At 56.5% G+C, this 24,319-nt stretch carries 21 protein-coding genes; 2 read left to right on the forward strand and 19 right to left on the reverse strand.

What is annotated here, in order from left to right; genetic code table 11:
* Positions 1-33: 33 nt before the first annotated feature.
* The 5 genes from GOX61_RS10945 to leuB are packed head-to-tail and all read right to left on the reverse strand — an operon-like array spanning position 34 to position 7,156.
* Positions 34-1,584: a trimethylamine methyltransferase family protein gene (locus tag GOX61_RS10945; protein ID WP_170333650.1), complete on the reverse strand. Its 1,551-nt coding sequence runs from the start codon at positions 1,582-1,584 to the stop codon at positions 34-36.
* Entirely contained in the window at positions 1,581-2,918 is a 1,338-nt protein-coding gene (locus tag GOX61_RS10950) for an MmgE/PrpD family protein (RefSeq protein WP_170333652.1), read from the reverse strand. The genes GOX61_RS10945 and GOX61_RS10950 overlap by 4 nt, the downstream gene beginning before the upstream one ends.
* 13 nt (positions 2,919-2,931) lie before the next feature.
* Positions 2,932-4,413, reverse strand: a complete 1,482-nt coding sequence (locus tag GOX61_RS10955) for an aldehyde dehydrogenase (protein WP_170333654.1) — start codon at positions 4,411-4,413, stop codon at positions 2,932-2,934.
* On the reverse strand, positions 4,410-6,074 hold the full coding sequence (locus tag GOX61_RS10960; RefSeq protein ID WP_170333656.1) for a GMC family oxidoreductase: 1,665 nt from the start codon (positions 6,072-6,074) through the stop codon (positions 4,410-4,412). Before GOX61_RS10960 ends, GOX61_RS10955 begins: the two co-directional genes overlap by 4 nt.
* On the reverse strand, positions 6,071-7,156 hold the full coding sequence (gene leuB / locus GOX61_RS10965) for a 3-isopropylmalate dehydrogenase (RefSeq protein WP_170333657.1): 1,086 nt from the start codon (positions 7,154-7,156) through the stop codon (positions 6,071-6,073). The genes GOX61_RS10960 and leuB overlap by 4 nt, the downstream gene beginning before the upstream one ends.
* Before the next feature lie 102 nt (positions 7,157-7,258).
* On the opposite strand from leuB, the gene GOX61_RS10970 reads away from it, so the two are divergent.
* Complete coding sequence (locus tag GOX61_RS10970; protein ID WP_170333659.1) at positions 7,259-8,140, forward strand: LysR substrate-binding domain-containing protein; 882 nt, start codon at positions 7,259-7,261, stop codon at positions 8,138-8,140.
* A gap of 109 nt (positions 8,141-8,249) precedes the next feature.
* Here the strand turns inward: GOX61_RS10970 and GOX61_RS10975 are convergent, their stop codons facing one another.
* From GOX61_RS10975 to GOX61_RS11035, 13 genes are all read right to left on the reverse strand, one after another.
* Complete coding sequence (locus GOX61_RS10975) at positions 8,250-9,026, reverse strand: hypothetical protein (RefSeq protein WP_155145689.1); 777 nt, start codon at positions 9,024-9,026, stop codon at positions 8,250-8,252.
* 121 nt (positions 9,027-9,147) lie between these two features.
* Entirely contained in the window at positions 9,148-10,041 is an 894-nt protein-coding gene (locus tag GOX61_RS10980; protein ID WP_170333661.1) for an RDD family protein, read from the reverse strand.
* Positions 10,038-11,033 carry a stage II sporulation protein M gene (locus tag GOX61_RS10985; RefSeq protein WP_170333663.1) on the reverse strand — a complete coding sequence of 332 codons (996 nt, stop codon included), beginning with the start codon at positions 11,031-11,033 and terminating at the stop codon, positions 10,038-10,040. The genes GOX61_RS10980 and GOX61_RS10985 overlap by 4 nt, the downstream gene beginning before the upstream one ends.
* Positions 11,033-12,295, reverse strand: a complete 1,263-nt coding sequence (locus GOX61_RS10990; protein WP_254436830.1) for a DUF58 domain-containing protein — start codon at positions 12,293-12,295, stop codon at positions 11,033-11,035. The genes GOX61_RS10985 and GOX61_RS10990 overlap by 1 nt, the downstream gene beginning before the upstream one ends.
* A 17-nt stretch (positions 12,296-12,312) precedes the next feature.
* On the reverse strand, positions 12,313-13,269 hold the full coding sequence (locus tag GOX61_RS10995) for an AAA family ATPase (RefSeq protein WP_170333665.1): 957 nt from the start codon (positions 13,267-13,269) through the stop codon (positions 12,313-12,315).
* Positions 13,259-14,572: a hypothetical protein gene (locus tag GOX61_RS11000; protein ID WP_170333667.1), complete on the reverse strand. Its 1,314-nt coding sequence runs from the start codon at positions 14,570-14,572 to the stop codon at positions 13,259-13,261. The genes GOX61_RS10995 and GOX61_RS11000 overlap by 11 nt, the downstream gene beginning before the upstream one ends.
* Positions 14,569-15,282, reverse strand: a complete 714-nt coding sequence (locus GOX61_RS11005; RefSeq protein ID WP_170333669.1) for a DUF4129 domain-containing protein — start codon at positions 15,280-15,282, stop codon at positions 14,569-14,571. The genes GOX61_RS11000 and GOX61_RS11005 overlap by 4 nt, the downstream gene beginning before the upstream one ends.
* 85 nt (positions 15,283-15,367) lie before the next feature.
* A complete protein-coding gene (locus tag GOX61_RS11010) occupies positions 15,368-16,294 on the reverse strand; it encodes a hypothetical protein (RefSeq protein WP_170333670.1) in 927 nt (308 codons plus the stop codon).
* A 7-nt stretch (positions 16,295-16,301) separates the two neighbouring features.
* Positions 16,302-17,615, reverse strand: coding sequence for a TRAP transporter large permease (locus GOX61_RS11015; RefSeq protein ID WP_170333672.1), 1,314 nt, complete (start codon positions 17,613-17,615; stop codon positions 16,302-16,304).
* A 4-nt stretch (positions 17,616-17,619) separates the two neighbouring features.
* Positions 17,620-18,153, reverse strand: a complete 534-nt coding sequence (locus GOX61_RS11020) for a TRAP transporter small permease (protein WP_155145671.1) — start codon at positions 18,151-18,153, stop codon at positions 17,620-17,622.
* A 67-nt stretch (positions 18,154-18,220) separates the two neighbouring features.
* Positions 18,221-19,198, reverse strand: a complete 978-nt coding sequence (locus GOX61_RS11025; protein WP_155145669.1) for a TRAP transporter substrate-binding protein — start codon at positions 19,196-19,198, stop codon at positions 18,221-18,223.
* 50 nt (positions 19,199-19,248) lie between these two features.
* Positions 19,249-20,499, reverse strand: coding sequence for an NAD(P)/FAD-dependent oxidoreductase (locus tag GOX61_RS11030; RefSeq protein ID WP_170333675.1), 1,251 nt, complete (start codon positions 20,497-20,499; stop codon positions 19,249-19,251).
* Entirely contained in the window at positions 20,496-21,629 is a 1,134-nt protein-coding gene (locus tag GOX61_RS11035; RefSeq protein ID WP_170333677.1) for an enolase C-terminal domain-like protein, read from the reverse strand. The genes GOX61_RS11030 and GOX61_RS11035 overlap by 4 nt, the downstream gene beginning before the upstream one ends.
* Positions 21,630-21,729: 100 nt before the next feature.
* Between GOX61_RS11035 and GOX61_RS11040 the strand changes: the two genes are divergently transcribed.
* Entirely contained in the window at positions 21,730-22,650 is a 921-nt protein-coding gene (locus GOX61_RS11040) for a LysR family transcriptional regulator (protein WP_170333678.1), read from the forward strand.
* Here GOX61_RS11040 and GOX61_RS11045 read toward each other — a convergent pair.
* The gene (locus GOX61_RS11045) at positions 22,611-24,305 is read right to left on the reverse strand and encodes a thiamine pyrophosphate-binding protein (RefSeq protein ID WP_170333680.1); all 1,695 of its coding nucleotides are present in this window, start codon (positions 24,303-24,305) and stop codon (positions 22,611-22,613) included. The two genes, GOX61_RS11040 and GOX61_RS11045, sit on opposite strands and share 40 nt — an antisense overlap.
* Positions 24,306-24,319 lie beyond the last annotated feature (14 nt).

Raw genomic sequence — 24,319 nt, forward strand, 5'->3', positions numbered from 1 at the left:
AAAGCACTCTGCCTTTTTTGCGCTGATACCCGATTAACGGTCAGAATTTCCAGTGAGCTTGCGAATGGGAAAGCGGCTTCGGATCTCCTGATCCAGCTTGTCCGATATGTGAGAGGGCGCAGGCATCGAAAGCAGTTCACGGGTTTTGCTGCGGGCCCGCTCAAGAAGATCCTTGTCGGGGGCCGCTGCCCATTCCTGCGGTGTGCGCCGGTCGGCCAGCGCGGGATAAAAGTAGTCACTTTCCATCCTGTTCAGGGTTTGACCATGCCCTAGAAAATGACCCGGCCCATCCACACAAACCTCGCGTATCGCCTCAAGCGACAATGTCTCTTTTGAGACCTCAAACCCACGTGTTGCGCGCATGACCGAACCGATCAGATCATTGTCCAGAATGAAACTTTCGAGTGAGCAACCCAGTAATGAGCCGTACATGCCCGCCGCCTCATAAATCAGATTGGCGCCGGCAAGGGAGGCGAGCAATTCGGTGTACCCTTTCTCAAACCCGGCCTGAAAATCAGGCAACTTGCTGTCCGTCATGCCTGCGCTGACGGCGCAGGGAATGCCGTAGAACCGGGCCATCTGCGCACAGGCGGCCATCAGCAGACCCTGTTCCGCGCTGCCCCCGGACATTGCGCCGGTGCGCAGGTCGCTGACAAAGGGCAAGGCACCGAATGTGGCGGGATGACCTGGGTTCAGCAGGTTGACATAAACGATGCCCGCCAGGACTTCGGCGGTTTGCTGTGCGACGGCACCGGCCAGTGGGGCAGGGCTAGTCGCCCCGGCCTGCCCGGCGGACACCAGTTTGAGAGGGATACCGTGACGGGCGGCACATTCGATGACGCCCAATGCCTCCTCGGCGAAGGTCAGAGGCGGCACGATGAAACAGGTCGATACACAGATTGGCGGTCTTGCCCGCAGGGCTTCTGGCCCACCGGTTATCATCTCAAGGATCTGAACGGCATCTTCCATCGCCTCGGTCGAGCCGAACGAGGTTCCTGTTGGTTTTGCAGTTCCTTTCAGGCAGGCATAGGCTGTGTTCAGATCCATCTCGCGTGGATCAGAAAGATCCCGTGCGACAACCGTACGCTGGAACATGTGGATGTTTGGCAGAACATGGGCCAGTCGCGCCATGTCATAGAGGTCCTGCAGCGTGGTATCACGAATGTCACCGGTCTGGCTGTCGATAATGTGCACAGCCGCCCCTGATGTGCCGAAATGAGTGCGTGCGCCTGAAGGGTCCAGATCGAACTGCGGGCTCTGCCCGAACAGTTTGAAATCTCGACCTGCTCCCTTGAGCGCTTCCCGCACCATGTGCTCGGGAAAAAGCAGGCGTCCATCTCCGGTCAATGAGCCTCCGGCGGCACAGACAGTATCTATACAGGTTCGGGTCGCGCCTTTGACGCCGATCTCTTCAAGGACGCGCATCGCCGTTTCATCGATCATCCTGATTTCGTCGTTTGTCAGAGGGGCATATTGCCCGCCTTCGATACCAGGCCAGATAGCAGTGCTTGGTCCCGAACCTGCGCCTTCGTTGCGCACTTCTTTTCGGGCTGCGCGCCCGCCGCTGCGTCTGCGTGCTGTCATTTGGCTATCTCGCTGAAAAAATTTTCAACATCTGGCGCATCTGGCCAGTTCATGAGCTTTGAGAAACCGTCTTTGTCGCGACCGGTGACTTCGGCGAACTTGTGGGCGAGTTGTTCGTTCATCATCGGGTTTTGGGGCGCACCAAATGGATAGGCGCAGCGGGTCTCAAGAACTTCGCCCCCTGAAAGTTCAACCCGCAAACAATCGGGCTGATCCGGGTCGTAGTTCAGGTCGGGATTTAGAGCGGGTTCTGCCGTCACTGTCGTCAGCTGGATCAACCGCGCAACTTCGGGGCTTTCCCAAAAACGAGCTTCACTATCGTTCAACGTCAGATCACCTGCCACAAGTGCCTGTCCGACACAGGCAGGCGCTGAAAACAAAGCCTCGCTCCGGGTGACGGGGTTCTGAAATGGTAGGATTTCAAAGTGAAAGTCGGGCAGGGTCGCGGATATCGCCGTGACCTTTTCCAACCGATTGATGATGTGCGGGCGCAGCTCCAATGCGGCCGTCATCAACCGATGCGTATATCCGCAAGAGGGCCAGGGTTTGAGGATCAGACCATATTGCTGCAAGGCCCATGGTGCGCCCAGATCGGCCAAAGCCTTTTCAAACCGCGCTTCACTGTGATCGCCCAAAAGGCCCGCGAAACCACGAGGGTGGTCGAGAACATGGGCCTGCGCCGTATTTCCCTCTGCTGCCATCAAGGCGGCTTCAAGACCGTTTCGTGCTGCCCATCCGGCTTGCAATGGTTTGGCATTCGAGCCGAATTGAAGGGTCAGGCCCGTCGCCTGCGACACGGACAGAGCCAGCGCATGCGACGTCTGTTCGGGTGAAAGTTGCAGCAATCGGGATACGGCGCTGGCCGCGCCTATGGTTCCTAGTGTTGCTGTGCTGTGAAACCCACGGGCGTAGTGATCCAGCGACACAGCTTCGCCGAGCCGCATGATAATCTCGGCCCCGATGGCATAAGCGTTGCTCAGTTCTTTGCCGCTGGTTGGGCTGAGATGGGCGGCTGCCAAAAGGGCAGGCAGCAGCACGACAGTCGGGTGCGTGTTTCCCGGCTCTTCCCAGTCGTCCAGATCCCAAGCGTGACCTGCAACCGCGTTGGCCAGTGCTGCATGGGGCGCCGACAGTTTCTGATCGCTGCCATAAACAGGCGCCGATCCGGTGCCTGTTCGGCTCAAGGCACAAATTGCACGTTGTGTGACTTCGGCGTCGGCCCCGGCGAGGATACATCCAAAGCAATCAGCGACAGCGGGTGCAATAATCAGCCGCAACTCATCGCACGGCTTTGCGGATGTGGCGAAATTTGCGAGGCGCTTTATTGCAGTCACGGTTGGCCGTCCTTCATTCAAATGGATCGGGTTGATGCGGGTCGGTCGATAGCCAGACAGATTTCGTCTGCATGAAGCAACGCATCCCTTCCCAACCGTTTTCACGGCCATAGCCAGATTGTTTCATGCCACCGACAGGTGATTGGGTGGCGGCGTTGAAGTAATTGTTGATGTAAACGGTGCCTGCCTCGATGCGGTTCGCAACCCGCATCGCGCGGGCCACATCCTGCGACCAGATGCCGGCGGCTAGACCGTAGATGGTATCGTTAGCGAGGCGGATTGCGTCTGCCTCATCCGTCCAGGCTTCGGTGCTTACAACGGGGCCAAATACCTCGTTCTGGGCAAGATCGGCGCTGTTTGGAACATCGGCAAAGATGGTCGGGCCGATGTAGTACCCGGCGTCTCGACAGGCTGAGCGCCCGTCCAGCAGCAGGATGTGCCCTGCTGCTTCGGCGGCTGCGATCCGGTTCAATACGGCCTCGTAATGTGGCCGGTTCGCCATTGGACCGATCTGTGTTGCCGGATCCAGAGGGTCACCGACGCGGGCTTTGCGAACCACGTCGACCAGCCTGTTGGTGAATTCATCGATGACGTCTGCATGAACCAATAGTCGAGAGCCCGAGATGCAGCTTTGACCGCCCGGTGGAAAAATCCCGGCTGCAACTCCGTTGACGGCAAGTTCGATGTCCGCGTCAGGGAAGACGATCTGAGGGGATTTCCCACCAAGCTCCATCACCACGGGCTTTACCTGTTGCGCGGCGGCAACCGCTGCCGCCTTTCCACCTGCGGTGCCGCCCGTAAAGCTGACCATTCGGACATCGGGGTGTTCGATCATCGGAGCTGCCGTCGTCGGCCCATAGCCGGTGACGACGTTCAGGACACCCGGAGGTAGGTCTGCCTCAAGCAGAACATCCATCAGTTCCAGCGTCGAGCAGCTGGAATGCTCAGAAGGTTTCAGAACCACGGTGTTTCCCGCAGCCAGACAGGGCGCTAGTTTCCAGATCAGTGTTCCAAGCGGTGAGTTCCACGGCAAAACCTGCGCCACAACGCCGAACGGCTCCCACGTCATGTAATTGTGGATGTTCGGTGCTTCGGCAGGGATGACGCGACCTTCGAACTTGTCGCACATACCCGCGTAATAATGCCAGCTGTCCACTTGCCATTGCCCCGGTTTCAGTCCCGGCGTGATCATCGATGGAAGCTTGCCGTTATCCTGTGTCTCGATCGCACCCAGACGGTCAGCGTTTTTTGAGATGACATCGCCAATCCGACGCAAAGCCCGCCCACGCTCGGCAGGTTGCATGCGGCCCCATGGTCCGTCGTAAAAGGCGGATTTTGCTACGGCCACCGCCCGGTTTACATCGGCTTCACGGCAATCGGGTATACGGGCCCAAACCTCTCCGGTCGCGGGGTTTTCGCTGTCGATGTATTCCCCTTCGGCCGGGTCATGCCATTGATTGTTGGCGAAGTACTGAAAGATACGTTTCTCGGTCATTCGGGTCTCTTTCCGGGGTATTCAGGTGGTAAAGCTGTGCGTCCAAGGATCATGTCAGCAGCCTTTTCAGCCATCATGACAACGGTTGCGTAGAGGTTTCCAGTGATTTGAGTGGGCATCGCAGAGGCGTCGCAAACGCGCAGCCCGTCGACGCCGTGAACACGCAGTCCGTTGTCCAGCACATCTCCCATTCGAGCTGTGCAGCAGGGATGATGCCCTGTATAGGCGCTTTGACGGATCGCTTCGGTGACTTCAGCCTCCGTATGCGCATCTTTCCAAACCCCGATTTCGCCCGTGTGGTATCGGGCGATGTCGGGCTGAGACATCACCTCACGCGTGACGGCAACGCCTTTTCTCAAATCATCCAGATCTTTTGTGTGGGCCAGATAATTCGGATCAATCAACGGATGCGTGCGTGGATCGGAATTGGCCAACCGAACGGTTCCGGTTGATTGAGGCCGTTCAAGATTGATGTCGATCTGAATGCCCGGCCGGGCCATCTTGCGGCCGCGGACTAATAGCTTGCGACCCAGGCGCTGAAGCAGTGGCACATTCTCATCCGCGCCGTTTCCTAGGTTCTCCTCGACCACCATGGGCGTCATAAACACCTCTAGCTCAGGCAGGGCTGGGTCCTCGAAAGCGTGGAAGAGCACGGTTGAAAAAAATGCGCCACCGCCGGGGCCAGAGCCATTCAGCAGCCACTTGCCCATCAAGATTGCGGCCTTGTCCAGCCGCTGGTGTTTTGCGTGGCTCAGATCGATCCGCTCTGATCCGTATTGCATCGAAACATCCGGGTGATCAGCCAGGTGAGCTCCAACCGAAGGCAAATCCGAGACGACATCAATTCCGTGATCGCGCAGATGATCCGCTGGTCCGATACCTGAAAGCATCAGCAACTGCGGCGAACCAAAAGCACCCTGACATACGATGACTTCTTGATCTGCGCGGACGACCTCACCGTTGGTGGTTTCAACCCCGATTGCGCGTTTGCCTTCGAATATGATCCGCCCGATCTGGGCATTTGTACGGACCGTCAGATTTGAGTGTCGGTTCTGCAGGTACGCAATCGCCGAAGATTGTCGGATGCCGTTTGATACGGTGCTGTCGTTTCGCGCGACGCCTGTTCTTTCAGATCCGTTGAAGTCATCAAGCTCTGTGTGTCCTGCTGCCTTGGCGGCTGAGATAAAGGCGCGTTCGACTTCACCGAAGTTACGCGCTGGTTCCGTTTTGAGCGGTCCATTGGTGCCGTGCCATTCATCCTGACGATCGCGTGACCCTTCGGCGCGGCGGAAGTAGGGCAGGACATCCGCATAAGACCACCCCTCCAACCCCAGTTGCCGCCAGTTATCATAATCGGCTGCCACGCCACGCATATAGATCATACCGTTAACGATGGAAGATCCACCCAATGCCTTGCCACGGGCATAGTAGATGCTGCGCCCATTCAGGCCGGCTTGCGGGACCGAAGTGTAACCCCAATCCAGCCGTGGATTGCCAAATACAAATCCGTTTCCGGCTGGCATCCGGATGAAAAGGTCGCGCCCATGGCCACCTGCCTCGATCAAACAGACCGATACATCCGGGTTTTCTGAGAGCCGGGCCGCCAGTACGCATCCCGCCGAGCCGCCACCGGCAATTATATAGTCGTAGGCAGGGTTCATCCGGTGACCCGTGCAAGGATTGCATCGGTCATTTCAGAACCATTTGCTTCACCAACCAAATCCGGCGTCAAAATGCCGTCATACAGTGTTTCTTCGACAGCGTTTTCTAACAGAGATGCAAACTCAGGCAGACCGAAACTGTATTTGAACATCATGCCGACCGAAAGGATTGTACCGACTGGATTGGCGATGCCGCGCCTGGCAATGTCGGGGGCCGACCCAGCGGTGCTTTCATACATGCCGAAAACCGGACCGCTGGCGGGATTGGCTGACAGTGACGCCGACGGTAGCATTCCCAGCGACCCGGCATAAACGGCCGTCAGATCACTAAGTACATCGCCCATTTGGTTGCAGCACAGAACCACATCAAAATCTCCCGGGCGCTGCATCAGCTGATAAGCGCAATTGTCCGCAAACATGTGCTCAAAAGCCACGTCTGGATAATCCTGCGCGACCTCTGTCACCACTGTGCGCCAGAGTTTGTAGCTTTCCATCACATTGGATTTGTCGCAGCTAACCAGCCGTCCACGCCGTTCGCGCGCAAGTTCGAACCCTCCACGCGCGAAACGCGATACTTCATCCTCATCATAGGCGGTCAGGTCATATCCCTGTCGCACACCATTCCTGATCCGTTGGCCACGTTCGTGCGCAAACATCGCCCCGCCACACATTTCGCGCAGGATCAGGACATCTGCTGTATCCGCGAGGCCGGATCGAAATGGTGTTTGGCGCATCAACGGTTTCCAGCCGCGCGCAGGCCTCAGGCCAAGGTAAGTCTGCAGATGGTGCCGCAGATACATCAGGCCATCCTGTTTCTCAGCACCGCCCGGGACGCGGATGTTGTCCCATTGAGGGCCGCCAACAGCACCAACCAGAACCGCATCGGATTGACGGGCTTTTTGCAGTACCTCGTCCGAACAGAAAGTGCCCAAAGCATCCCAAGAGGCACCATGCAGCAAATCCTGTTCGATTATGAGCTTGATACCAGCTTGTCGCGCCAGAACCTCTGCCGTGCGCAAGCCGTATCCCAAAATCTCTGGGCCAATCCCGTCACCGCCCAAAGCCAGGATCCGTTTTTCCATAGATCATTCCCTAACCGGTCGCTGAGATAGATTTGCGCGCTTGAAATGAGAGAAAAAGACGGAAATGGTGAATGACAATAGTTCCTGAAAGGAATGAATGTGTTGCATCAATCTCTTCCGCTTCAACAGATTAAAGCGTTCGAAGCAGCAGCGCGACGTCTCAGCTTTTCGCGGGCGGCCGAGGAGTTGAATGTGCTTCAGCCGGCAATCAGCCGCCATGTCGCGGCATTGGAGGCAGAGCTTGGGGTCAGGCTTTTCTTACGGACCAAGCCGCGCCTTACTTTGACAGAGGATGGTGTGTTGCTGGCAGATGCGGTGTCGCGCGGCTTTGATGCGATCAGAAATGGGATGGATGCCTTACGGGCCAGGCGGGGTGATGAAACCATCGTGGTCAGTGCCAGTATCGGCTTTACCAGCCTTTATCTTCTACCGCGTCTGGCGGAGTTTCAGGCCTTGCATCCGTCTACAAAGATCCAGATCGTGACCCGGGATCAGAACCCTGATTTTAACGCGAATAAGTGTGATGTGGTCATATTGTTCGGTGATCAGGGTATTCCGGGCGCCAGCAGTCGCCGAATTTTTGCTGAACGGATGGTAGCTGTCTGCCATCCCGATCTGTTGAACAACGGACAGAGTTTAACCCATGCTGAGCTGGCGCACCGCAAGCTTTTGCACATGTCCGAACTGGATCATAACGGTGACTGGAAAAGGTTCTTTGAAGGAACAGGGATCGAAATCTCAAAGCCACCGGCCCATGATGCGTACCTCAGCTACATGGTTTACCTGAGGGCCATCCAGAACGGATTGGGCATTGGCATCGGCTGGCGACCCTTACTGGATGAGTATCTGAACAGCGGCGCACTGGCACTGGCCAGCGCACATGAGTGCAACACCAAGCGAGGTTATTTCTGTTCGATTACGCCCGCGGGGCAATCAAAGCCAGGAACGGGTTTGTTTCTGGATTGGATCGGAGAAGTTGACTGAATGGGTAGTGCGCCAGGCTCTATGCACTAATCGTCTGACCGTAGAATTAAAAAACCAGCAGCCTTACGAAAGGGCTGCTGGTCTAATTTTTGCGCGCCGTGCGTCGTGATTATTTGAACACGTCCACCAGATCGGAAACGCTGACACCTTCTTTGATCTCTTTAAGGCGCGCGAAAATCATCGCTATCGCGATACTCGCCAAACCATAAGAGATGGCGTTGATGATTGTCTCAAGAAGCACTCCAAGCCCAAAGAGAGAGCCACCTGATATAGCTGCCAGGATAAAGGCGGTCACGAAGCCGAACAGGAACAGGCAGAGGAATATCAGGAACAATGCCCCGATAATCGGCCAGCGGTAACCTTTGGTCAGTTCAGCACTGCGCCCTAGGGCGCTAAATCCCGCGCCTTCGATTACGATGACAGGTACGAGCATCGAGAAAACGGCGTAAAGCCAGATACCGGGTATGATCAACAGCATGAAGCCGATTGCATACAGGATCGAAGCTACAATCGACAACACAATGATGGCAGGTAGATTTCTGATCGCGGTGGAAAAATAGCGACCAATCTGAGCCGACCGACCAAGTTTGGCGTCATAAGAAAACTGCACCAGAGTTGCCGTAATGATCGACATCATCACGAGGCTAAACAGAAACGCCACACCGAACCTGCCAACGAAACCGGCTGTGTCGAATTCGGCGCCCGGCTCAAGGCTTGTGGTGGTGTCCAAGTTCATGGAGTTGGTCAAAATTACATCGAACAACGCCGGAATGAAGCCCAGAAGCGCGACCACGGGGAGCTTGCTGAACAGAATTGAAAAAGAGTCGCCGACAACCGATCCGACACCAAAAGGGGTATGTGCCCCAGAGTTAACTGCATCTGTCATACTGAATACCTCATCAATATCTTAGACTATCTGATTGAGATAAAGCCTCGCAGCGACACTCATCCGCAAGAAGAAATGCGCAGAGCCCGCTCTCGTCAGTGTAAAATTACAACAGGCTTTATCAGGCCTGATCATCCTGCGCGGCATGATATTTGTCAGCGCGTTTGTCGCCAAAGAGCTGCCGCTGCTCAAGATATCCGCGTTGCGCTTTGTAAAAAGCCTCAAGAAAAGCTTGCTGATCCTGTGCCCGGACGGGATCGGCATATTCGATCTTACGCCTGATCTGATCAACGATTGCTGCAAGGGTTTCCTTGTGGCGCTTGTAGGCTGCGGGACCTTTGGGCCTGTCGCTTGCGCGCAGGAACCCTTCAAGTGTTTGCAGCTCGAACGCGCCGTAATGTTCCAGATGATGGGTCAGGAAACGAAACTTCTGCTCGTCTGCCACTGGTTGTCTGGTTGCCTTTGACATGTCCTCAAGAAGAACCGGTTTGGGCAGGTGGATTACATATGTTCCAGCAATGATGTCGCCCAGCCGTCTGCGCCGTTTGTTGAACAGCGGAACAGCCAATACGGCCATGATCCATAAAAGTGATATGATCGAGGGCACCATCTGGTTCGCATCCAGTGTCAGCAGAAGGGTGCCCGGCAGAAAAATCTCGGCCTCTTTCATCAGGTTGCGCACGACAAGTGATTGCGTGGTCAGCGCCTGCCCATCCGACGCAACAACCTTGATCTTCATGAGCCGCTTGCCGATGGTCTGGCCATTCCAGATCAGTTCAGACATCGCGTAGTAGGGGATGCGGATGAAAAAGAACAACATCGAGGCGATGGCAATCGCGGTTCCAGGCGTCACGATGTCCAAGGCCAGCGTCAGCAGAAACAGCGCCAAAGCACCAACCCCTGTGATCAGCAGATCGCTTATCTGTGCCGCCGTCCGCACACCGATGCCAGCGATCCTGAAATTCAGCGGCACCCCTTCGGGTGGCAGCAACTGATCCATCGGGCGAATGGTCATGACCGCTCCCTTCCACCCAGTGCAAACCACAGCAACCACAAAGCACCTACACCCCAGCCAATTGCAATGCGCGTGCTCTGGTCCTGAACAAGCTGACGCCCGAACCCTTCGAGTAACGCAGCAACGACCAGCATCATGGCCGCGATCATGGCCAGTTTGACTGCATCGTGGCCTGCAGCCCGCAATGCAGAAGCACGGGTCTGATTGCCGGGGAACAGCACAGCAAGCCCAAGTTTCAGGCCACCGGCGCACGCTATGCAGATCGCCGAAAGCTCGGTCACGCCGTGAATGGAGAGCCAGCCAAACAGATCCCAACCAAGGTTTCGGTCGACATGAAGTGCAAAGAAAACACCTAAGATCAGCCCGTTATAGAATGTCAGCAGGATGGATGGTGCGCACAGAAAGGCACCCAGACCAAATACGAAAATGGCAATGCGGGTGTTATGCGAGAAGAGGTAAGTCGCAAATGCGCCAAGCCCCGATCCGTCTTCCTCACCATAGAGCTGCGCGTGCAGGTAGTCGGTGCTGGCGTCAGGGCTGCGCCCCCCCGCCAGTTCTGAGGGCATGAAGACATAGAACCATTCGGGATTGTCGAAATAGAAGAAATAGCCAGCCACTGCCCCTGCTGCCATGCAGAGGAACCCAAGCAACAAAACCCGCCACGAGGCACGCATGGCCCTTGGCCCTCCGCTGGTCAGAAATCTGCGGATGATCCCGCCGAGCCGTTGCTGTGGCGCATAAACGCTCAGATATGCCCTGCTTGTCAGTGCCTCGAGATAGTCCAATAGCCCGCGATCCAGTGAAATCTCACGCGCGATGGACAGCGATGTGGTTGCCTGACGATAAAGATCGGCCAGATCACGCGCTTCCTGAAAGCTCAGGCGGTGCATACCCTGATTTTCGGCTTTGTCGACCAACGTCGACAGCTTAATCCAGTCGGCTTCGCGTTCCTGCCGGAAACGGGCAGAGCGGATCAGGTCACTGTCTGACATCAGATCATCTCCCGCGCTTTGATTTCCAGATAGGTCGAAATCAGCCGTGCTGAAACATTACCCGGCTCTGTGTCGATGATGGTGACCCCTAGCTGATGCAGACGCTCGAGCACTACGCGTCGTTCATGCAGCAACTGTCCGGTGGACACGGTTTCGGCAACATCGTTCATGTCTGAGGGAGTGCTTTTTACCTGAGCTTCCAAGATCGGGTCGCGCAGTGCAACGAACACGATCAGATGCCGCTTTGCCAGAACACCAACATTCTCGACCATCAACTCGGCCGAGGTAGTATCGACAAAATCGGAAAACACGATGATCAAGCTGCGTTTTGGTGTACGCCTGTTCAGTTCGGTCATGGCCAGCGTATGGTTTGTTTCGCGGCTTTCATAGCTTAGCTCTGCGGTGCGGCTGCGCAGTCGTGTGAAGGCTGCGCGCCCTGGCTCTGGTGGTAAAAACAGCCGAGGTTCTGCGTCATAGGCGTATAACCCAACCAGATCGCCGCCGATTGCTGCGGCCCATGCCGTCGCCAAAGCTGCGGTAATCGCATGGTCGATCTTTGGTAGCCCGGCGATCTCTTCGCGCATTTGATATCCATTATCGAGCGCGATGATCACATGATGGTTGCGTTCTGCGCGAACCTCTTTCGCGACTAGCGAACGATGGCGCGCTGACCGTTTCCAGTCGATTGAACTGGCATCCATTCCCGGTACAAAATCCCTTAATTGATGGAACTCTGTCCCTTCACCAATGGCGCGGTTTTCCTTGACTCCAAACAGCCGGGATTGAACGGTCGTGGATATTTCACCTGACTGGACGCGGCGGATATTGGGTACGACTGCGACCTCAAGCCCGAAACCGATCTTGGGCACAAATTCGAACAGTGTCAGGCGCGAGGACCAGAACAGCCACACGTTTGGAAAAACCCATGTGCCACGCCGCACGGCCTCGCCTTTGATTGTCGCTTTGCCGATCCCGAGATCAAATTCTGACGGACCCTTCAGGCCTTCGGGCCAATCAAGATGTCCGCGCAGGCCCGCCGTGGAAGGTGAAACCTCCAGCGCTATGCCGAAAGGTTCGCCAACAAAAACCTCCCCCACCGGTTCCACTGAGATTGATCGGCGGCGGGGCCAAGACAACAGCAGATCCACCGCAGCGATCACACCCAGCAAAATCCAGGGCATGACGGCCACGTTTCGGGTTGCGTCACCCAGTACGATCGCTGCAAGCGACAGGCAAAGGGCCACATAGGCCGCAACCAGCAATTTTTGCGATGGTCGGATCAGCGGGGTGCCTCGATTTGGTTGAGGATGTTCTCAAGAACCTGCCGGGCGCTGCGCCCTTCGATTTCAGCAGAGGGGCTGAGAACGATCCTGTGTTGCAAAGCGTAAATAATCAGGTTTTTGACGTCATCCGGAATGGCGAAGTCGCGCCCGTTCAGGGCGGCAGTCGCACGGGCGGCCCCGGCGATAGCATCTGCAGCCCGGGTCGATGCACCAAAGGCGATGTCCGAACTCTCTCGCGTCGCGCGCACCAGCCTAAGGATATAGGCCAGAATATCGTCATCCAGAACGATGCCATCGATCAGGCGACGCGCAGCGGCGGTGGTTTCGCCGTCCAGTAACGGTGCAACCGCCTGTGTTGCTGTCAGGAAATCCAGTGGTTCAGCAGCGTGCTGGCGCAGAATGGCAAGTTCGACATCTTCGGGCGGGAAAGTCAGGTTTATCTTGAACAGAAAGCGGTCAAGCTGCGCCTCGGGCAGTGGGTAGGTTCCCTGCTGTTCAATCGGGTTCTGTGTGGCGACCACCATGAATTCCGATCCCAGATCGTGGTCAGTACCGTCTATGGTCACCATCCGCTCGTTCATGGCCTGCAACAGCGCTGCTTGTGTCTTTGGGGGCGCTCGGTTGATCTCGTCCGCCAGAAGTATCTGACTGAAGACGGGCCCTTTGGTCAGAACGAATTCGCTGGTTTGAAAATTGTAGATCGAAGTTCCCAAAACATCGCCCGGCATCAGGTCAGGCGTGAACTGAATACGTCCGAACGCGAGGTTGAGGGCACCTGCAAAGCTGCGCGCCAGCAGGGTTTTGGCTGTTCCCGGCGGCCCTTCCAACAGCACATGGCCGCGTGAAAACAGGGCAGTCAGCAGCAGGTCGATGGCCTCTTCCTGTCCCTGAACGACTTTGCCGATCTCCGTGCGCAGAGCCTCGGCATGGGCAAACAATTCATCAAGCGTCATCGGCAAATCGCTCCAGTATCGATTCAAATTTGTCTACATAAGTGATGGCGTCGCTGGCATTCAGATGCGCAGGTAATCCCCGGATTGTTCCCAGCAAGTCAGTCAGTTCAGCGGCCAGCGCAGGCTGGCGCGCTTGCATGTATCGCAGGTAGGCGGCTTCGACGCCGCCATTGACCACATGCCCCGGCCCAAATACCTCGGCCGCTTGTGCACGTATCCGGGTATCGACGAAATCTGACAGCAATGCGCCGTCCTGCCCGGTCAGCCGCATCAATCGCGCCCGCGCCCGGTTGGCTGCACGCTTCCCAGTGCCAAGCGATGGACCCTGATTGATAACCGGCCCGTTGCGAATGCCGCCGCGCCATATGGCAAGCGCCAGAAGCAATGCTGCACCGATCCACAAAATCCGGAACGGATACTCGAACAAACGCGCCAGATCCTCCCAGGTTCTTTCCCTTTGGACGATCTGCTCCGGCTCGGTCAGCCAGTTTCTGTCGCTGTAATCGATGACAATCCGGTTTTCCCCTGCGATTTGCGGCAGCAGTTGCGCGGCGATCAAAGCATTGTCGCCGAGGCGCAAACCGTGATTGTTTAGAACATCCGGATCGGACAGAACATAGACCTGATCCCGGTCTCCGTCGCCAGGTAATGGGCAAAGGCCAAGTAGCATCGCGCCCGGTCTGCCGATAACTGGCTCGCATCCGACCCCTTCGAATGCCTGTCCTGCGTAAACTCGGGCGGCGAGCACTTCCCTATCCCCGTCATAATCGAAGTCCGAGAAAGGGGTGCGCATGTAGAACACCTGCCCCACATTCGGGCCGACGATCTGATGCAGAACCGTTTGAACATCACCGCGTGGCGCCAGCAGGAAAGGATGACCATACCCTGTAAGCCGCATGCCGCTGCGCCACTTGGGCAGAATGATCAGGCTTTGAACGGAACCGGCTTTCTCCTGAATGATATCGATCTGCTGATCAAATTCGTCCGTCTGCAGCAGCAATTCTTCTTTGGTTCGAGCAGCCTTTCGATCTGTATCGGGATGCGTGTCGAATATCGGCTGGACCAACAAACCGATGGTGCTGCGATCCAATGGCCAGCCACCGGTGAAACTTTGGGTCGGTTGAGACTCGCTGTTCAACCAGATTTTTAGCCCGTCAAAACCGTTGGTGGATTCGCGCAGTACATATTGGCGTTGTGCGGCGAGATACAGGAAAACACCCAGAGACAGCAGAACCACCAGAGCGATTATGATCCAATCCAGCCTGATCTGAGGTGGGGGACTGGTTTGGCTGATGTCAGTCATGCGCGAGTCTCCCGCAATATCGGTCGAACCCGCGCGACATGTGCTGCAAAGTCACTTTCGCTGATCGATCGGCCACCGAAATGAACACGTTCACTGTCCAGAACCAGCGCCCGCAGGTCTTGTATGTAAGACAGTGTTTGCGGCAGTTTTCGCAGGGCTTCACGATGTGTCCAGCTGCGTTTGAACAGGACGCCGTTTTCGTTCAGGCATCGCGTCAGGGCAAGTTGGGCCAATCCAATGAGCGCAAGCTGGCGGTCGGGAATATTGAGGATTGTGTCCAGATCAGATTGGTCCGCTGGGTCAGGCCCATCACCGTTGGATTTCTGCCTCGATTTGCGCCGGGTGTTCTCTACGCCTTTGCCGAATGAAACGGATGTTCCACCTGCCGTGAAGTAGACGAATGCCACCAGGATCCCCAAAATCAACAGCATGATTATGACGGTTGTCGTTTGAGACCCTCCTGAAAAGGTCCAGGAACGGTTTTCCTCTGAACGCTCAGGCTTTGGCTTGGCATCTGTTTCCAGCGGTGGGGCTGGTCGCGTCGGATCAAAATACACGACGTTGCTGTCAATGCCGTGATATCGGATCGCATCCAGATAGGCCCTGCCGGACTCACTGAGTTCAGGAGGATCAATGACCGCTTCCTGCGCGATCACATAGGAAGCCGCGCACGCGAAAAAAGAGAAAATCAACGCAAAAACACAACGCATTAGCGTATCGATAGATCACCGGTGTTTTGCATGCAATACGACAAATCTCCGGTATCTAAATGAGAGCAAAAGGTGTTGCAGTTCGTCAGGTCTGACCTCTGCGATAGAGCGGTCGCATGATCAGCGGCGTCAGATACATCGGTATTTGATAGGCTCCAATAAAGACCATGATCGGGGCGGTAACCTCGGGTGGAAGTGAAACAAAAAATAGTGCGATGTTCCGGTTCCCCGCGATCAACGAAAGGGCAGTCGCCTTTGGCATCGACAACCTGTTGCGGGTCAACTGAAACGTGATGAACTGCGCCCCCAGATTGGCAGCGCAGGCAAATGCGATCCAGAAGGCAGCGCGCATCGGATCGGCCAACGCGACTGCGCTGACGGATGGCATGAGACCTATCACAAAAACCGCAAGCGTGATCGAGGCGGCGCCTTCGAGACTCAGAAGCGTGTTCTCGGATGGATTGCGCAAAACGGTCCGCCGCACCGCCACAGCAGCAATTGTAGCTAGGGCAATCGTCAGGAATAGCCGAAGCGCTGCCCATAATACCGCGCTTACCCCGCCCAGCTCGGGCAACAGCCAGAAAATCGGCACCACCGTCAGGGGCAACAGGGCGGTACCCACAACCATCAACCTCATGGCGTGTTCCGGCGGATGCCCCATCATCATGCACATGTTGGGACTGCCAGAAATCGACGGCGCCGCGGCCATGATGATCATCGACAAAAACAGTGGAGTGCCGATCCAGCCACCCGCAATCCCCACTGTTACGATAACCAACGGCAGAAGCAGCTGAATGCTTAAAACCGTCAACATCACTTTCGGCAGTTCTGTCAGTGAACCCAGAATGGCTGCAGGCTCCATTCGCAGCACGGTGACGAACAACAGCAGCACAACAAGCGGCGGCAGAAAATCCCGCATCGGTTCGGCAAGTGCTGGCAATGCAAGACCCGCCAAAAGACCTGCGACCAATACGTAAGGTCCGTGGCGGGCCGCATGATGGAGCGGGTTCAAGGCCGGGTTATCCTCCCGGCCTCTGACGCAGGTTCTCTGGCAGCCAGGTGGCCAGTTCTGGGAACCAGATCAGGACAAACACCATCAGAACCATGATCAGGAACATCGGGATGGCAGCGCGTGCGATATAGCTCATCTCATGGTTGGTCATGCCCTGCATCACGAACAGGTTGAACCCGATTGGCGGTGTGATCTGCGCCATCTCGACGACGACAACGATGAAGATGCCGAACCAGATCAGGTCGATGCCTGCGTCCCGGATCATTGGTTCGACCACAGCCATCGTCAGCACCACTGAGGAGATGCCATCAAGAAAACAGCCCAGAATGATGTAGAAGACCAGCAGAACCATCAGCAGTTCGAACCGCGTCAGTTCCCACCCGGCAATCAGATCAGCCAGTCCACGCGGCAGTCCGGTGAAGCCCATGGATAGGGACAAGAACGCAGCGCCCGCAAGGATCAGTGCAATCATCGCGCTGGTTCTGGTGGCACCCATCAGGCTTTCAGTGAATGTCTTCCAAGTCAGTGACCCTTGACCTGCGGCCAGCAGCAGCCCTCCGATCACACCAAAGGCCGCAGCCTCGGTCGCTGTAGCATATCCCAGGTACATCGATCCGATTACCACCATGATCAGCAGGATCACCGGCAGCAGGAAGCGTGAGTTCTTGATTTTCTCCGAAAAACTCAGCTTGCCTTCGTTGTTGGGATTCCAGTCTTTGCCGAATTTCGAATAGATCGCCACGTAACCCATGAACATCGCGGCCAGCACCAGCCCGGGCAGGATACCGGCAAAGAATAGCTTGGTGATCGATTCATTGATGGTGACGCCGTAAACAATAAGCGTAAGCGACGGTGGGATCATGAGGCCCAGCGTTGCAGCGCCTGTCAGAGTGCCGATGATCATGCGTTCGGGGTAGTTTCGCTTTCTCAGTTCCGGGATCGACATCTTGCCGACCGTGGTCAGTGTAGCGGCCGAGGATCCGGACACAGCGGCGAAGACCGTACAGCCGACAATATTGGTGTGCACCAGACCGCCGGGCAGGGGGGCCATCCAAGGCGAAAGACCTTTGAACATGTCCTCAGATAATCGGGTTCGATACAGGATTTCGCCCATCCAGATGAACATGGGCAGTGCCGTCAGAGTCCACGAGGATGAAGCCGACCAGATGGTTGTGATCATGACATCGCCGACAGGGCGGGTCGTGAACAGTTCCATCCCGACCCATGCGACGCCCATCAGGGCAAGGCCGACCCAGACACCGGTGCCCAGCAAGGTGAACAGTACAAAGAGAAAGAGGATGATGATTGATACGTTTTCCATGTCCTCACTCTCCGTGGCTTTGGTCGGCAAGGTCGCGGGTGATGCGGTGATCACCCCGGAACAGCACGTGGATCAGATGATCGGTCAGCGCGATGGCAAGAATGACAGCGCCGAACAGCATCGCTGATTGCGGTATCCAGAGGGCGGTTTTGTCCTGTCCCTGGCTGATGTCGTTGAACTTCCAGCTCCAGTAGACAAAGCGATAGGCGTACCAGCAGAAATACCACATTACAGCGGCGCCAACGGCAAAGCACCAAATCTCGAGAATGCGTCGAACCCCGTCCGGCACTGAATTCAACAGGATCGAGACGCGGATGTGACTGCCTCGGTTCAGCGCATTGGCAAAGGCAAGGAACGAAGCAGCTGCCATCGCATAGCCGGCATAGTCCGGTGCTCCCGGAAACACCTCTCCAGTCCATCGGGCCAGCATCTGAACGACGATCAGCACAAGAATGGCTATCAGGCTAAGCGCGGCCAGAACACCCGCCGCCAGATAAATGAAATCCAGTACGGACCGAAGCCCTCTCAATACCGCCATGCTGTCCCCGTTTGGTTGTGATTGAATGGACAACGGGCGGCAGGATCAGCCGCCCGGGTCAGGTTGTTTACTGAGACGAATTAAACGCGTCGACGATGGCTTTGCCCTCGTCGCCAGCGGCCTCAAGCCATTCATTGGTCATGGTGACGCCGATCTCTTTCAGTTCGTTCGTCATCTGCTCGGACGCCGGACCAACCGTCATACCGCCATCACGCAGACCCTGCAGCGTGAAGCCGGTGTATTCCTTGGCGCGCCAGTTGCCGGCGTATTCCGCCAGTTCGGCACAGGCCTTGATGACGTTCTTGTTGGCGTCCGAGACACCAGACCAGACATCGGAATTGACCATCACGTAGTTGCGCGGCAACCAGGCGTCTACTTCGTAGAAGTAGTTCAGGCTTTCCCAGACCTTCCGGTCATAGCCGGTCGAACCGGACGATACCATCGAGTCTGCGACGCCGGTGGCAAAGGCTTGGCTGATTTCAGCCGCTTCGATGGTCACCGGCAGCATTCCGGTCAGCTCGGCCAGCCGTGATGTGGCATTGTTGTACGAGCGGAACTTGATGCCTTTCATATCGGCGACCGAGTTCACTTCGTTCTTGAAGTACAGGCCCTGCGGCGGCCACGGAACGGCGTAAAGCAGGGTCAGGTTCTGCTCAGCCAGCAGATTTTCGATCGAGGGTCTTGCGGCGTCCCAAAGCTTGGCGCTGTCATCGAAAGAGGTCGCAAGAAACGGGATGGAGTCAAAACCGAACAGCGCATTTTCGTTCTGGTGCCCGGACAACAGGCGTTCGCCAATCGGAGCCTGGCCAGTCTGAATGGCGCGTTTGATGTCCGCGCCTTTGAACAGCGAGCCGGAAGGATGTGTAACGATCTCAATCTCGCCACCGGTGCCGGTGGTGACGCATTTGGCAAATTCCGCGCCCGTGGCCGAGTGGAAATTGGATGCCGAATACGCCATCGGCATATCCCATTTTTCGGCAATTGCCGGCATGGCGGTCGCAGCTGTCAATGCAGTTGCAGTTAGAAGACCAGCTAGTTTTTTCATCTTTTTCTCCCAGTTGAAATTAGGTGCGCCAGTGTTTTTCACCGGCATCGTTATGTCTTGAACCGCGCCGGAGCATAAGCGCTCAGATCCGCGTTCGGGGTTCTGCCCGCAATCATTTGCGCCAACAGGCGCCCTGTCTTTGGTCCGCCTGTCAGACCGATGTGATGGTGCCCAAAACCCATGTACGCGCCTTCGATCCCGGGTACGTCACCGATGATCGGGATCGAATCCGCTGGCGCAGGTCTGTGCCCCATCCATTCAACTTCGTCCTTCCATGTCACGCCCGGAAATGCAGCGCGGGCATTCTTTCGCATCAATTCAAACGGCGCACGCGAAGGCGCCGCATCAAGGCCGCCAAACTCTACAATTCCGGCCAGTCTAATCCGGCCTTCCATCGGAGTGGCAACAAACTTACCGGATGCGACCATGACCGGGCTGCGCGGCATCGCCGAAGGTTCTATCAGTTCAAGATGATAGCCGCGTTCGCTTTCCAGAGGAACAGAGATACCCAAACGTTTGGCAAGAGGTCCTGACCAGACCCCTGCGGTTACGATTGCGGTGTCGCAGGCAATGGTCTCACCCTCGGTACGTACGCCTGTCACTTTGCCGTTGTTGCGGATGATATCATCGACCGCGGCGCGTACGATGCGCCCGCCATTTGATTCCACATGCGCCGCGAGATCCTTGACGTATCGACCGGGGTCTTTGATGTGACCGTGATCCCCTAGCTTTGCGGCAAAGCCAATATCCTGGCTGAAGATCGGATCGTAGTCGTGAAAGGCCTGACCTTCCAGTTCTTCCCAATGAAACCCGTGCTTGCGACGGATGCTCCAGCCAAACGCATCTCCGTCAAAATGTTCTCTGTTTTCATAGAGAAACAGATAGTCGGACGGTTCGAGCCATTTCTCAGCACCTGTCCCCTCAGCAAGCGCTTTGTGGTCATTCAGGCTGTCACCAACGATGGGGGTCAGGGCAGCAGCGATCCGCTCGACGTCATCTGCATTGGCATGCCTCAGGTAGCGCATCAGCCACGGCAGAAGTTTGGGAAAATACCCCCACTTCATGAATAAAGGCTGCGATGGGCTGAACAGCATCTTAGGGGCTTTTTGCAGTAGCCCCGGCACCGTCACGGGTACGATCGAACAGGAGGCCAGAACACCGCCGTTGCCATGGGATGTGCCTTCTCCCGGGCCTGCCTTGTCGATCAGGATCACGTCATGGCCATCGCGCTGCAGCCAAACAGCGGCCGAGACGCCGACAATCCCAGCACCGATTATGGCTATGGTCTTTTTGTCAGTCATGCTGCAACAGCTCTGGTAACGGCATGATGGTTAAGCTTGTTCAGGTCAGGTCGCCCTCCAAGTCCCGGCGTGTCTGGCACGACAACCCTGCCGTTTTCCACGAGGAAGGGCTCCTCCAATATGTCCTCTCCCAGAAAGTAAGAGGCCTGGTAGAATTCGCAGCCAAGGGTGATTTCCGGAGTGGCTGCAATCATATGTGTGCCAGCCAGATGGGCCAGCCCGGCTTCGAACATGTCGCCGCCATAGGCGCTCAGCCCGTGTGCTGCTGCGATGCGGGCAACCGTTTGTCCACGGGTCAAGCCGCCTGATTTCATGATTTTCACCGAAACGCCGTCACAGATGCCTTCACGGGCGGCGCGTTCCATGTCTTCGGGTCCGAACACACTCTCATCAGCCAGCAAGGGAATGTCGATCATGCCCCGCAGCTTTGACATCATGCCGTAATGATGTGCCCTGACCGGTTGTTCGATGAAATCCGGATTGAATTGGGCGACGTCCCGCACCTGTGCTGTAGCATCGTCAATTGACAGTCCTTGATTGTAATCCACACGGACCGAAAACTCCGGATAGTTTTGTGCCAGATATTCGAGGCGCATGATGTCGAAGGCATGATCTTTGAACCCGGTCTTCAGCTTGACGATCCGGACGCCGTCGTCCCGAAGCCGCGCCAGCAAGTCGATATCCTGCGAGAACTCCGGGTTTGCGATTGAGCAGCTGAGCGGTATCGTATCGCGACATTTGCCCCCCAACAGTGACCAGACCGGTAAGCCGGTTATCCGGCCTGACAGGTCGAGCAGGGCACTTTCCAGCGCGGCCTTCGCCTCGGTGCAATGCGCGACCGCATATGCGGCCCGAGCCATGATCGCCGCCCGGTCACCGACCTTCTCGCCGATCACGAGTGGTCGGATATACCGGTTCAACGCTGCATATGTGGCTTCGGGCGTTCCGGTAAAGACCGACCACGGAGAGGCCTCACCAAATCCTTCACTCCCGTCTTCGGAAGTTAGCCGCAGAATGACGACTTCGCACGTTCCCTCGACCGAGCCGATCCCGTGATCGCGTCTGGATGTGACTGGCAACGCAAGATGCCACACGTCAAACCCTGTGATTTTTTGATTCAGATTGCTCATTCTTCCTCCGGCGGTCGGGAAGAACCGTGCATTGCCTAGTATATCATTTCAAATACTATGTTATAGCAAGAGTATCAGAAAAAATGATGAGGTGGGCAAAGTGTCTCTTCGCTTCCGGCAGTTGCAGGCCTTTCACGCCATCATGGAGACCGGCACTGTAACTGGAGCGGCTTCGGTTCTTGGCATTTCTCAGCCGGGTATCAGCAATCTGCTTGCGCAGCTTGAGCGTGAAGCCCGCCTTCCATTGTTTGAGCGTAACAAGGGACGTTTGCTGCCGACGCCAGAGGCTGAATTGCTGTTCCGTGAGGTCGATACCGTGGTTCGTGGGCTCGATCATGTCGCACAGGCCGTGACGGATTTGCAGAACAAGCATCCGGGGCAGTTACAGGTGGCTGCGCCGCATCTGTTGTCATTCGGGTTCATGCCGCGTGAGATCGCGCGCTTTGCTGAATCGCGGCCAAACCTGTCGGTCAGTTTTCAGTCTCAGTATTCGTCGAAGATTCAGGAGTGGGTTATCTCAGGCCTGTTCGAGATCGGCATTGTCGAAATGCCGATCCTGCACGACACTTTGAACTACCAAGAGTTCCATTTCGAAACGCTGGCCACCTTTCCCGAGGGCAGTCACCTTGCGCAGTACGATGTGCTGACGCCAGAACTGCTGGAGAATGAGTCCTTCATTGTTATGGGGCCTGAGCATCAGACCCATCGCCGGACACGCGATATCTTTCAGGCAGCGGGGCGTACATGGCGCACCAAAATCCACACGCACCTGTCTGAGAACCTGTTGAGCTTTGTAAAGCAGGGTATGGGGGTGGCGGTCATCGACCCGTTCACCGTCATGTTTGATGAAGAGGGCGGGTATCAGACCCGCCCGTTCAGACCTACTGTGATGCTGGATCTTGCGATCATCACCGCAAAGGGGCGTCCGCTGTCAGCCATCGCGCAAGAGTTTCTGGCACAGCTGACGCCCGCGATTGCTTCTTACGCGACCCACTCGGATACCGGGGCGGCGGCTTCGTGAAGCTGCTGGGAATGGATGTCGACAAGGGTCGGTCCGTCGTGTTCGATTGCTTCTTTCAGAACTCGACGCAGATCGGCCGGATCCTTTACCGTCCATGATTTGACGCCAAAGGCCGAGGCGACCGCCGCATGATCCGTCCGATTGAAATCGACATTGTAGTAACGCTGTCCAAATCCCGCATTCTGGCCTGCCTTGATCCAGCCGAATACCGAGTTCGAAAAGACGATCGACGTAATCGGCATTTTGTGACGTACCATGGTTTCGAATTCACCGCAGGTGAATCCAAATGATCCGTCGCCCATCACGGCCAAAGTCTTTACCGACGGTCGACCGACATGCGCACCCATCGCGGCACCCAGCGAATACCCCAGCGCACCATGTGCCCGATTGGTGATAAAGTGGCGGCCCGGTTTAGCCCAGCGATAATGGGCGCTGAAGTAAGGACAAGGCGTGCCGGGATCCGCAACGACAATTGCGTCATCATCCAGTATATCCATCATCGCCGCCATTACGGCTTCGGGTCGGATGGGAGTGTCCGTGCTGTTTGCCAGAGCTGCATATGCGGCCAGTTTTGCCTCCCAGGCTGCTTTGGCTTTAGCGGTCCCGCCTTGGCTTGTAAGATCGCGCCGATCTTTCAGGGATCGTGCCAAGGCTTCGAGTGCCAACCGTGCATCGGCGCAAATGGCCACTTCAGTCTGATAGTTGGCACCAATCACCATGGGATCACTATCGATGTGGATAATGGTGGTGTCGCGGCCCGGGCTGCGCCAGCGTTCGGTTGTCACCGACCCGGCGCGGCAGCCAATGAATACGACCACGTCAGCCTGATCCACCACGGCGCGGGTCGCAGGTATGCCACCGTTTGAGCCGACCACTCCTAGCGCCAGAGGATCGGTTTCAGCGATTGAGCCCTGACCGGATACTGTTGTTGCCACTGGCATATCCAGCAACGAGGCGACTTCGTGAAGCGCATCACTGGCGCCAGACAGAACAGGTCCGCCACCGCAAATCGCGACAGCTGACTTTGCGTTTGCAAGAATTTCGGCCGCCGCCTCGATTGCAGCCATATCCGGGCCAGCACGTTCAGCCGGATAGCTGCGGTGGCGCGCGTCCGCCCAGATTTCTGCCTCGTCGACCTGACCTTTCTGCGTATCGAACGGCAAGGCCAGATGGGTCGCACCAGGTGTCCCGGTTGTCATGGCGCGGAATGCCGCCCGAACCATTGCTGGCAGTCGGGTGGCGTCATCAAGTGAAGCGTTCCACTTGGCCAGTGGTTTGAAAAGTGCGGGCTGATCCAGTTCGGTCAAAGGGTACTTGCCGCGGCTGGTAGTGGCCACGTCTGACGTAATGGCAAGGATCGGGACCGAGCTTTCATTTGCCTCGATCACACCGGGCAGAATGTAAGTTGCGCCACCGCCTGATGGCCCTTCGCATACGCCGGGCTTTCCTGTCACACGGGCATAGCCGTCAGCCATATATGCAGCATGCCGTTCATCGCGGGTCAGGATGTGCTGAATGCCGTGATCCATGCGTGACAGCGCATCATAGAATGGCAAGGTCGTATCTCCGCACAAGCCGAACATGTGTTTGACGCCGTGGGCCTCGAGCATTCGCACCATCGCCTCGGCGCCGGTCAGATAATTGGTTCCGGTCATAGCTTGCGTTTCCT

The organism is Ruegeria arenilitoris, assembly GCF_013030265.1.
Lineage (GTDB): Bacteria > Pseudomonadota > Alphaproteobacteria > Rhodobacterales > Rhodobacteraceae > Ruegeria > Ruegeria arenilitoris_E.